At 70.1% G+C, this 11,501-nt stretch carries 9 protein-coding genes; 5 read left to right on the top strand and 4 right to left on the bottom strand.

From position 1 onward, the window contains the following. Window positions 1-14 precede the first annotated feature (14 nt). The 4 genes from AB0L00_RS37540 to AB0L00_RS37525 form a co-directional block, all read right to left on the bottom strand. Window positions 15-1,043, bottom strand: a complete 1,029-nt coding sequence (locus AB0L00_RS37540; protein WP_364442202.1) for an ABC transporter permease — start codon at window positions 1,041-1,043, stop codon at window positions 15-17. 67 nt (window positions 1,044-1,110) lie between these two features. Then, window positions 1,111-2,658 (bottom strand): sugar ABC transporter ATP-binding protein, encoded by a 1,548-nt coding sequence (locus tag AB0L00_RS37535; protein WP_364442200.1) that lies wholly within the window; start codon window positions 2,656-2,658, stop codon window positions 1,111-1,113. Window positions 2,659-2,733: 75 nt separating this feature from the next. Next, the gene (locus AB0L00_RS37530; RefSeq protein WP_364442199.1) at window positions 2,734-4,740 is read right to left on the bottom strand and encodes an NPCBM/NEW2 domain-containing protein; all 2,007 of its coding nucleotides are present in this window, start codon (window positions 4,738-4,740) and stop codon (window positions 2,734-2,736) included. A 97-nt stretch (window positions 4,741-4,837) separates the two neighbouring features. Further along, window positions 4,838-5,875 carry a substrate-binding domain-containing protein gene (locus AB0L00_RS37525; RefSeq protein ID WP_364442197.1) on the bottom strand — a complete coding sequence of 346 codons (1,038 nt, stop codon included), beginning with the start codon at window positions 5,873-5,875 and terminating at the stop codon, window positions 4,838-4,840. Window positions 5,876-6,071: 196 nt separating this feature from the next. On the opposite strand from AB0L00_RS37525, the gene AB0L00_RS37520 reads away from it, so the two are divergent. From AB0L00_RS37520 to AB0L00_RS37500, 5 genes are all read left to right on the top strand, one after another. Beyond that, window positions 6,072-6,875 (top strand): DeoR/GlpR family DNA-binding transcription regulator, encoded by an 804-nt coding sequence (locus AB0L00_RS37520; protein WP_364442196.1) that lies wholly within the window; start codon window positions 6,072-6,074, stop codon window positions 6,873-6,875. Between the two features lie 214 nt (window positions 6,876-7,089). Next, complete coding sequence (locus AB0L00_RS37515; protein WP_364442194.1) at window positions 7,090-8,379, top strand: extracellular solute-binding protein; 1,290 nt, start codon at window positions 7,090-7,092, stop codon at window positions 8,377-8,379. 1 nt (window position 8,380) lies between these two features. Further along, complete coding sequence (locus tag AB0L00_RS37510) at window positions 8,381-9,322, top strand: sugar ABC transporter permease (RefSeq protein ID WP_364442192.1); 942 nt, start codon at window positions 8,381-8,383, stop codon at window positions 9,320-9,322. Continuing rightward, a complete protein-coding gene (locus AB0L00_RS37505) occupies window positions 9,319-10,137 on the top strand; it encodes a carbohydrate ABC transporter permease (protein ID WP_345361122.1) in 819 nt (272 codons plus the stop codon). Before AB0L00_RS37510 ends, AB0L00_RS37505 begins: the two co-directional genes overlap by 4 nt. Next, entirely contained in the window at window positions 10,118-11,395 is a 1,278-nt protein-coding gene (locus tag AB0L00_RS37500; RefSeq protein ID WP_364442190.1) for a glycoside hydrolase family 36 protein, read from the top strand. The genes AB0L00_RS37505 and AB0L00_RS37500 overlap by 20 nt, the downstream gene beginning before the upstream one ends. Window positions 11,396-11,501: the final 106 nt, after the last annotated feature.

Below are 11,501 nucleotides of genomic sequence, written 5' to 3'. Positions count from 1 at the left end.
GTGCGGGAACCGGGTCAGGTGGGCAGGCCGACCGCCCGCTCGCCCGTACGGCGCTGCTGGATGATCACCGCGATGACGAGGAGGGCGCCCTGCGCGACGTTCTGCCAGAACGTGTTGACGCCGACGACGTTGAGGCCGTTGTTCAGGGCGCCGAGCAGCAGGACGGCCAGCAGCGTGCCGGCCACCCCGCCCTTGCCACCCTTGAGCGCCGCGCCGCCCAGCGCGGCCGCCGTGATGGACTGCAGTTCCAGGCCCTCGCTGCCGCTCGTCGGCTGCCCGGAGCCCGTACGGGCGGTGAGGATGATCCCGGCCAGCGCGGCGATGATCCCGGCCAGTACGTACACCGAGATCAGGTACTTGTTGATGTTGATGCCGGCCAGCCGCGCCGCCGTGTCGTTGCCGCCGATGGCGTAGACGTTCCGCCCGACGTCGGTGTACTTGAGCATCAGGTGGATCGCCAGCGCGACCACCAGCAGGACGCAGACCTGCACCGGCAGTCCGGCGATCCGGCCGCGGGCGATGAAGATGAACAGGTCGTCACCGAGGACGAAGCCCTGCGCGCGGCCGCCGGAGATCAGCTGGGCGACGCCCTTGTACGCCGCGAGGGTGGCCAGCGTCGCGATCACCGGGTTGACCCGCCCGTACACGATGACCAGGCCGTTGAGGAACCCGGCCACGACGCCGACGCCGACCGCGGCGGCGATCCCCAGGAACGGGTCGTGCCCGGTCGACATGAACGCCATCGCGGAGATGACGGAGGCGACGCCGGCCTGGGAGCCGACGGAGATGTCCATCGCGCCGCAGATGATGACGACGGTCTGCACCACCGCCAGCAGCCCGGCCACGGTGGCGGCCTCCCCGATCACCTGGACGTTCGACCACGTCAGGTAGCCGGAGTTGAGGAACGTGAAGATGGCGACCACGACGACCAGGGCCGCGACCAGGCTGATGTTCTGCGGGCCGATCGCGGTCAGGATCCGGCGGGCCGCGCTCTCCCGTGGTTCGGCGTCCACCGGCTCGCGGGCAGTGGTCATCCTCGTCATGAGACCTCCTTCGTCGGCCTCATGACCAAGGTGCTCTGCTTATCGGTTCCCTCGCTTCGCTCGGTCACTAGGGTCCCTCCTGCACGATCGTGGACAGGTCCTCGGCCATGGCGAGCCCGAGGATGGCCTCCTCGGTGGCGTCGGCGCGGGCGAGTTCTCCGGTGACGTGGCCGTTCTGCATGACGACGACGCGGTCGGCCAGCCCCAGCACCTCGGGCAGCTCCGAGGAGATGACGAGGATGGCCACGCCCGACCGGGCGAGGTCGTCGATGAGGTGGTAGATCTCGGCCTTGGCGCCGACGTCGATGCCGCGCGTCGGCTCGTCGAGGATGAGCACTCTGGGCTTGCGGGCCAGCCAGCGCGCCAGGACGACCTTCTGCTGGTTGCCGCCCGAGAGTTTGCGCACCTCGTGCTCGATGCCGGGGGTACGGACATTGAGCCGGTCGACGTACTCCCTGGTCAGGCGGCGCTCCTCGGCGCGCCGGACGAATCGGAACCGGCGCAGCCGGTCCAGCACGACGAGGGAGGTGTTGTCGCGGACCGACCGCTCCAGGAGGAGGGCCTGGGCCTTGCGCTCCTCCGGCGCGTACCCCATGCCGGCCCGTACGGCGTCGCGGGGCTGGCGCAGGCGCACCGGCCGGCCGCCGACCCGGACCTCGCCGGAGCGGATCGGCAGGTCGCCGACGATCGCCCCGGCCAGCTCGGACCGGCCCGCGCCGACCAACCCGGCCAGCGCCACGACCTCGCCCGCCCGTACGGTGAGGCTGACGTCGCGGACGTCGTCGGTGGTCACGAAGTCGACCTCGAGCACCACCTCGTCCGTGGCGCTGTGCCCCCGGGCGAACATGTCGGACAGGTCGCGGCCCACCATCATCCGTACGATCTCGGCCTCGTCGGTCCGGTCGACGTCGCGGACGCCGACCAGCCCGCCGTCGCGGAGCACGGCGATGCGGTCGGCGAGCCGGAAGATCTCCTGCAACCGGTGGGAGACGTAGATCACCGCCAGGCCCTGGTCGCGCAGCCGCCCGATCAGCGCGAACAGCGCCTCGACCTCGTTCTCCGACAGCGACGACGTCGGCTCGTCGAACGCGATCACCTTCGCATCGGTGGTCAGGGCGCGGAGGATCTCCACGAGCTGCCGCTGGGCGGCCGTCAGGCGCGAGCCGAGGGTGTCGGGGTCGAGGACGCGTTCGAAGCCGAGCCGCCGCAGGTCCGCGCGGACCCGGGCGCGCAGCCCGGCGCGGTCGAACGTCCGGCCGGCCCTGCGGGGCAGCGCGCCCAGGTAGACGTTCTCGGCGACCGAGACGTGCGGCACGATCTCGGGCTCCTGGGGGATCACCCGGATGCCGGCGCGCCGGGCGTCGGCGGGAGCGTGCAGCGCGAGTGGCGCGCCGTCGAGGAGGATCCGCCCGCCGTCCGGCAGGTGGTCACCGTTGATGATCTTGATGAGGGTGGACTTCCCGGCGCCGTTCTCGCCCATGAGGGCGGTGACGGCGCCGCCGGGAAAGTCCAGCGTGACGTCGTCGAGGGCGCGTACCCCGGCGAACCGCTTGGAGACGCCCACGGCCCGCAGTTCCGTCGTCCGGCCTCCTCCCGCAGCCCGCGGCTCCGTCATATGGCTCCTCCTCTCCCGGCGCGCGGCCGGACGACGTGCGAGGGCGGGGCGGCCCGGGGCCGCCCCGCGTGAGGGTCAGGCGCAGGTGACCTTCGCGTCGGCCCAGTCCGCGTGGTCGCTGTCGGTTCCGTTACCGCCGTCGGTGACGATCAGCCGGACGAACTGGGCGCCGGAGACGTCCGCGGTCAGGTGCTCGGCCGGGTCGGCCGTCGTGAGCAGGCCGCTGTCGGCGACCTTGGCGCCGTCGGCCCAGATCTCGAAGGTGACCGAGCCGTTCTGGGTCTTCTCGTCGTCCACGCCCACATCGGCGGACACCGCCGTGCAGCGCTTGGCGACGTAGTACTCGATGCTGCTCGGGGCGTGCGCGCCCAGTCCCTTCTGGTACACGACGCCGTTGATGGTGATCGGGTGACCGTCGGCGGCCCCGGTCTCACCGTTGCTCCGGTCCTTCTCGACCGGGCCCCAGCCGTTCGCCGAGCGCACCCACGTCAGGTCACTGAGGTAGGACGTGCCGGACGGCGGCGCGGCCAGCGTCAGCACCGTCACCTGCGCGGTGCTCGTCAGGGTCTCATCGGTGGTCTCGGCCAGGGCGGTCAGCGTGTAGGTGCCGGGCGTGGCGTCGGCCGGGGGCCGTACCGTCCAGTTCGTCGTCAGCGACCTCCCGGTCGGCAGCGCCGAGCGGGTCCGCGCGGAGGCGGCCTCGACCGTCCAGCCGTCAGGGCCGGTCAGCGTGGCCCTCACCCGGAGTGCCGGCCGGCGGCCGGCGTTTGCGACGGTGGTGGTCACCGTGGCGTCCTCGCCGGGCTGGACGATGGGCAGCGCGCCCGGGTAGGCCACCGGCAGGCCGATGCCGAGGTCCACCGCCGGCGGGTACTTCACCCAGGAGCGGTCCGCGGCGACGCGGTACATCACGGTGCCGTGCGCGGGAACGGTCGCGGCGATCACGCCGGCGGTCTCGTGGGTTCTGTGCGTCCACAGGTCGCGCACCGTGTACGCGGCCCCGGCGGGCAGGCCGATGTCGCTCGCCGAGGTGACGATCCGCTGCGGGGAGTCCGCCTCGTTGAACAGCGCTACCGCGCGGTCACCGTTCGCCAGTCGTTTGACGAACACGTCACGGCCGCCCTCGGTGCTGATCGGTGCGCCCTGGACGCCGAGCTTGTCCTGGTCGACGGCGATGACCTCTTTGTTCTCAAGGATCGACATCGTCGTGGCGGACGCCTTGCGCAGGTCGGTGCCGATGAGCAACGGGGCCGCCATGATCGACCAGAGGCTGAAGTGCGAGCGGTACTCGGTGTCGGTCATGCCGCCGTTGCCGACCTCGAGCATGTCGGGGTCGTTCCAGTGCCCCGGCCCGGCGTACTGCGCGAGGACCATGTTCTGGTGGACGATCGACAGCATGGATCCGTAGCTGTCGGAGATGTCCCCCGTGGTGCGCCAGGAATCGCCGACGTCCTTGCCCCACAGCCAGGGCTTGTTGGAACCCCACTCGCAGAGGGAGTAGAGGATCGGCCGCCCGGTCGCCTTCAGCGCGTCGCGCATCTTGGTGTAGCGCTGGACGGCGTCCACACCCTGGTTGTTGCAGTTGTCGTACTTGAGGTAGTCGACGCCCCAGGACGCCCAGGACCTGGCGTCCTGCTCCTCGTGACCGAGCGCGCCGGGCATGGTGTTGGCGCAGGTCATGGTCCCCGCGCTGCTGTAGATGCCCAGTTTGAGGCCCTTGGAGTGCACGTAGTCGGCGAGCGCCCGGATCCCGCTCGGGAAGCGCGTCCTGTTCGGGACCAGGTCGCCGTTCGCGTCGCGATCGTGCTCGGCCCAGCAGTCATCGAGGTTGACGTACTCGTAGCCGGCGTCCTTCAGGCCTGAGGACACGAACAGGTCGGCGATGCCCTTCACCATGTCCTCGTTGAAGTCCGCGCCGCAGTGGGTGGCGTTCCAGTTGTTGAAACCCATCTGCGGGGTCAGGGCCAGGCCGTTGTCGAGCGCCGCCGCCGGCGCGGCGGAGGTGAGGGCGAGGGCGACGGCGGACGCGGCCCCCACCGCGAGTGCGGTGAGAGCGGAGGTGAGGGAACGGACTGTGCGCATGCAATCGTCTCCTCTGGGGTTGCGCACGGTGAGGCGGTACAGCGTGGCGGCGCCGCACCGCCCCGATCGACCGGCGGACGCCGGTGACATCAGGGGGTCAGGTGCACTTCACGCCGGACTGCCGCCAGTTCGTGGGGTCGACCATCTTGGTCGGGGCGAACGCCTCCTGCGGCATGGCCTTGCCCTGGCGGAGGTAGTCGACCATCGTCTGGACGGCCAGGCCGCCGACGTCGTAGCCGTTGATGAACAGCGCGGCCCGCATGCCGGTCTGCTTGCCGGAGCCCCAGTCCTTGCAGGCGAGGTACGCGCCGAGGCCGACGCCGTCGACGTCGGCGGCCTTGTACCCGGCGTTCTGGATGGCGTTGACGGCGCCGGAGACGTTCTCGTCGTTGCAGCCCCAGACGACCCAGTGCTTGACCGAGTGGTTCCCGGAGACGGCCGCCGCGGTCTTGGACTGGGCGTCGGGCGGGGTGTTGTCGGTGCCGACCTTGACGACGCGGACCTTGACCCCGGCGGCCTGCTCGAACGCGGCCTGCGCGGCGACGACCCGGTCGGTGCAGACGGTCACGTCCTGCTTCCAGGCGGCGATGATCGCGGTGTCGGCGGCCTTCCACCCTGCCTTCTTGAACTCCTCGCCGGCGCGCTGCCCGACCTGGGTGCCCATCTGGGTGCCGGAGAAGCCGACGCGCGGCACGAGCTGGTCCTTGGCGCACTTCGACGGGTCGGTGCCGTTCTTGCAGATCTGGTCGTCGCTGGACAGCAGGGCCACCTTGGCGGCCGCGGCGGTCTGCACGATCTGCGGGCCGACGGCCGGGTCCGGCGGCACGATGATCACGCCGTTGACCTTCTGGGCGATCGCGGCCTGGGTCTCCGAGACGGCCTTGTTGGTGTCGTTGCCGAGGTTGACGACCTTGACGTCCACGCCGCCGAGCTGCCCGGCCTTGGCCCGGGCACCCTGGGCCTCGTCGATGAAGTACTGCTGGTCCCCCTGTTTCTGCAGGTAGGCGATGGAGATCTTCCCGGAGACCTTCTTGCTCGCGTTGGTGGAGGTGCTCTCCTTGCCTGACGAACAGGCGGCAAGGCCGAGGACGACGGCGACCGCGATGGAGGCGCCGCCGAGTGCGCGTGTCCGCATGCTCTGCCTTCCTTCCGATGCTGGTCCGGTCCGGCTGCCCCCGAGGCTCCCGTCGAGTGATCCGACGATCGCCGCATTCGTACCTCCGTCAACACGAACCAACAAGACCCAAATAAGTCACCTGTTGGACAGCGTTGACATCTGTCGTTTCGGAGGGGACGCTGCCCCCGGTGCCCCGACGCGTGAAGGGGGGACGATGCTCGCCCAGCAGCGGCAGCAGGCGATCCTTGAGCTGGTCCAGCAGCGCGGCGGCGTCCGCGTGGCCGACCTCGTCCGGGCGTTCGGCGTCTCGGACATGACGATCCGCCGCGACCTCGAGGTGCTGTCCGAACGCGGGCTCGTCACGAAGGTGCACGGGGGCGCGACCACGGTCGGCACCGCGTCCACCGAGGAGCCCGGCTTCGCGGCCAAGTCGGTGCGCCAGCGGCAGGAGAAGGAGGCCATCGCCCGGCGCGCCGCCCAGCTCGTCCGCCCCGGCACGGCGATCGCCGTGTCCGCGGGCACCACCACGTGGACCCTCGCCCACCACCTGACGGACGTGCCCGACCTCACGGTGGTCACGAACTCCGTACGGATCGCCGACGTCTTCTACCGCGCCGCCCGCGCCGACCAGACGATCGTCCTGACCGGCGGCATCCGCACGCCCTCGGACGCGCTCGTCGGCCCGGTCGCGCTCAGCGCCATCCGGTCGCTCAACGTCGACCTGCTGCTCCTGGGCGTGCACGGCATGAGCACCCGCGCCGGGTTCACCACGCCCAACCTCATGGAGGCCGAGACCGATCGGGCCATGGTCACCGCGGCCCGCCGCCTCGCGGTCCTCGCCGACCACACCAAGTGGGGCACCGTCGGCCTGTCCACGATCGCGCGGCTGGGCGACGCCGACGTGCTGATCACCGACTCCGGCATCGACGACGATGCCCGCAAGGCCCTGTCCGAGACGGTGGGCGAACTGGCCGTCGTCGACGCCGGGCCCGTACGGGACGTGGACGACTCCCGCTGAAGCAGGCCCCTACCGAGTGGGGGACGACTCCCACCCGCATTCAGCAGGGACCTTTCCAATGACCCTTGACAGCGACTCCTGCCCACAAGTAGGAAGTGATCCTACCAATACGTGTCAAATCGCGTATCCGGCGAGCCTTTCCAGCGCGGAGCGGGTCTAGAGGTCGGAGGTCTCGAGTCCCTTTCGCTGTCCTGGCGGGAGATGGGTGGGCGCAGTGAAGAGAATCATCGCGCTGGGGACGGCGGCCGTGCTCGCCGTCGCCGCGATGACCGGATGCTCGGTCAAGAACGGCTCCGGCGGTGGCGGGGGCAAGAAGCAGATCACGTTCTTGGTGTTCGAGACGCCCAACCAGACCCCGCAGGTCTGGGACGCGGCGATCAAACGGGTCACCGACAAGTACCCCGACATCTCGGTGAAGAAGCTCGTCTCGCCGACGCAGGACCGCACGGCGTACGCCAAGCAACTGCTCACCTCCGGGCAGCTCCCCGACGTGATGATCGCCGTCTCGCCGGCCGGGTTCGCCGAGTCCGGCAACCTGTACGCCTGGCAGCCGAACGAGCTGACGGACTTCAGTTACCCGAACAACGGCGCCGTGAACGGCAAGATCTACCAGCTCCCGGCCAACAGCCAGACGATCCCGGTCGTCTACTTCAACAAGGGCCTGTTCGCCAAGGCCGGCATCGCCACCCCGCCGAAGACGTACGGCGAGATGATGGCCGACGCGGCGAGGCTCAAGGCCAAGGGCATCACGCCGTTCGTGGTCGGCGGCGGCAAGGACATCCACGACGCGCTCGGCCCGACGTTCGCCGGCATCCTCGGCACGGACCTGTACGCCAAGAACCCGAACTGGATGCACGACCGCCGCGCGGGCAAGGTGAAGTTCGCCGGCCCGGACTACGTGAAGGCCGCCGGCAAACTCGCCGACCTCGCGTCCAAGGGCTACATCGACAAGCGAATGCTGTCGCAGGACTACGCCGCGACCCAGTCGGCGTTCCTATCCGGCAAGGGCGCGATGTACGCGATGGGCAACTGGTTCGCCGCGGCGGCCGACGACCCGAGGACCAAGCCCTCCTTCGACATCGGGCAGTTCTTCTGGCCATCCGACGACGGCAAGCTCGCGGTGCCGACCTTCACCGGCGGCGGCCTGCTGGTCAACGCACACTCCAAGAACCTGGACGCGGCCAAGAAGTTCGCGCTCGCGTACCAGCTCGACAAGACCAACCTCGACGCCTCGACCAAGAACGACGGCCTCTTCCCGGCGATCAAGGGGTACACCCCGCCGGCGGGCTCCGGGCCCGTCTTCACGGCCGGCTACGACATGTTCAAGCGGGCTGAGTCCCAGAACGCGGTGGTCCCGGCGTTCGGCTTCGAGGCCGGCGACGACGGCATGCTGCCCGGTGTCGCGGACAAGTGGAGCACGTCGATGGGCGACCTGGTGACGGGGCGCAAGAGCGCGGCCGACGTCGGAAAGTTCCTCGACTCCGAATGGCAGAAGGCCTCCTGACATGGCGGTCGAAGTGGCGCGTCCGCCCACGCGGACCGGCTCGCCGGCGGTCGCCCGCCGCCGGCGGCCGGTCTGGCCGCGTGTACGGCACTTCCTGTCCTTCGGCGCGCCGGGCGTGCTGGTCTACGTCTGCTTCGTGCTGGCGCCGATCGCCGTCAGCGTCGGGTACAGCCTGACCAACTACAACCCGTTCGGGCCGAAGACGAGGTTCGTCGGGCTGAGCAACTACACGGACCTGTTCACGGACTCGGAGTTCCTCACCTCGTTGAAGGTCACGACGATCCTGACCCTCATCGTGGTGATCGTCCCGAACGTCCTGGGCCTGGGCGTGGCCCTGCTGCTCGACCGCCGGGGCCGGCTCTATGTCGCGCTGCGCAGCGTGTTCTTCACGCCTGTCGTGCTCAGCTCGGTCGTGGTCAGCATCGTCTGGACCCGTCTGCTCGCCGACGACGGCCTGGTCGACCAGGCGCTGCGCGGGATGGGCGTCGCGCATCCGCCGGGCTGGCTGTCCGACCCGTCGTACGCGCTGTACTCCGTGGGCGCGATCCTGTCCTGGCAGATGCTGGGCTTCTGCGTGGTCGTCTACCTCGCCGGGCTGCAGGGCATCCCCCAGGAGTTGCACGAGGCGGCGGAGATCGACGGCGCCGGGCCGATCGAACGGTTCCGGAAGATCACGTGGCCGCTGCTGGCCCCCGCGCTGACCATCAACACGATCGTCATGCTGATCACCGGGTTCAAGGCGTTCGACCACATCCAGGTGATCACGAACGGCGGTCCCGGCACCGGCACCACCGCGACGATCGCCTTCAACGTGCTGCAGACCGGCTTCAACGCGAACCGCCAGGGCTACGCCTCCGCGATGGCCATCGTCATGCTGATCATCGTGGCCATCGCCTCCGCGGTCGCGCTCCGGATCCTGCAGAAGCGAGAGGTGAGCCTGTGAGGCGCTCGATCCGGCCGCTCGTGGCCACCGCCGTCGCGGCGATCTTCTTCGTGCCGCTGTACGTCGTGTGCGTCAACGTCATCAAGCCCGGCCCGAAGATCGCCAAGTCGCCGGCGTCGCTGCCGATCCCGCCGACGCTGCACAACATCACCGCCGTGCTGACCCGCCCGGACCAGCTGTTCTGGGTGAGCCTCACCAACAGCGTCGTCGTCACGGCGCTGTCGATCCTCATCCTGACCGTGCTGTCGTCGATGCTCGGGCACTACCTGGCCCGCAGCAAGAGCCGGTGGGGCCGGTGGCTCACCCTGCTCCTGTTGTGCGGCCTGATGATCCCTCCGCAGGTCATCCTGATCCCGATCACACAGGTGCTGCGGTTCGCGCACCTGATGACCACGATCCAGGGTCTCGTGCTGTTCAACGTGGGCTACTACGTGCCGTTCGGGGTGTTCGTCTTCACCGGCTTCACCCGGTCGATTCCCGTCGAGCTGGAGGAGGCCGCGGCGATGGACGGCGCCGGGCGGTTCCAGATCTTCTGGCGCATCGTCTTTCCGCTGCTGCGCCCGGCCACCGCCAGCGTGCTGATCTTCCTCGGCGTGTGGATCTGGAACGACTTCATCGACCCGCTGGTCATCCTCGGACCGGGCCAGGGCACGACGATCACGACCGGCATCTACCGGGCCATCGGGCAGTACCAGGCCGACTTCGGCACGGTCTTCGCCCTGATGTTCCTGGCGACGCTGCCGGTGCTCATCTTCTATCTCGCACTGCAGAAGCACTTCGTGAAGGGTCTCACCGGTGGCGCGACCAAAGGTTGATCCCGAAAAGGGCCGGGTGTACGAGCACGGCTGGCAGAGCTGGAGTCCCTCGACGACATACCCCGTCACCGGGACGAGCCACCGCCCGGCGGCACCGGCGATCCAGACGATGTGCTGGCGCCCGGACCGCCCCGGCCCGGAGCAGGGCTTCCGAAGCGAGGGCCTGCTCGCCGTCGACCCGGGCGACGGCGGCCCCGTCCGGGTGTACGCCGCGCCCGACGGCCGTACGGAGGTCCCCTCGATCCGGGCGACGTACGCCGACGGCGCTCTCCACGTCGAGGCGGACGGCGAGATCGAGGAGACGGTCCACGAGGGGCCGATCGAGTCGGCGCTCGCCGCCTGGGCGGACGGATTCGCTGCCCGCGCGGGGGCAGGCGCGCCCCGCCGGGCGCCCACGGCGTGGTGCTCCTGGTACCACTACTTCGGCGGGGTCACCGAGGACGACGTCCTGGAGAACCTCGAGGCCATCGGGAGGCACGACCTGCCCGTGGAGGTCATCCAGATCGACGACGGCTGGCAGGCCGAGATCGGCGACTGGCTCGCCTACTCCGGCCGATTCACCTCGCTGGAACGCCTGGCCGACCGCATCCGCCAGGCCGGACGGCGGCCCGGCATCTGGATCGCGCCGTTCCTCGTCGGCGCGCGCAGCCGCCTCTCCCGCGTCCATCCCGACTGGCTGAGCGGCGACGCCGGCCACAACTGGGACCAGGACCTGCGGGGACTCGACATCGAGCGCGCCGAGGACCACCTACGCGAGATCTTCGGGACGCTCCGGTCGTACGGCTTCGACTACTTCAAGCTCGACTTCATGTACGCGGGGGCGCTCGGCGGCCTGGACGCCTACCGGCAGGGCCTGATCGTGATCCGCGAGGCGGTGGGGCCCGAGGCGTACGTTCTGGGCTGCGGGGCGCCGATCCTGCCGAGCGTCGGCCTGGTCGACGCGATGCGCGTCTCCCCCGACGTCGACCCCGCGTACGAGCCGGCGGGCGGGGACATGTCCCGCCCGTCGCAGCGCGCCGCCGCGACGACCACGGTCGGACGGGCGTGGCAGCACGGCCGGTTCTGGGTGAACGACCCGGACTGCCTGATCGCCCGCCCTGCGGTGGAACGCCGCGAGGAGTGGGCCCGCACCGTCGAGCGGTACGGCGGTCTGCGCGCGTCCTCCGACCGGATCGCCGACCTCGACGACTGGGGCCTTTCCACCACCCGCCGCCTGCTGTCGGAGGTCCCCGACCCGGCCACGCCTTTCATCCGGTGACCGCTGCCCGAATCGGTCGCCGCCGATCGGCGCGCCTGTGACCACGACCCGGAATTCGAAGCCGCGCCGGCCGCCCATCTTCGGCCCGTGGACGGCGATTGAGGCC

The organism is Actinoallomurus sp. NPDC052308 (assembly GCF_040679195.1).
Lineage (GTDB): Bacteria > Actinomycetota > Actinomycetes > Streptosporangiales > Streptosporangiaceae > Actinoallomurus > Actinoallomurus liliacearum.
Note: the sequence above shows the minus strand (reverse complement) of the source record. Positions and strands in the feature narration are given on the sequence as shown.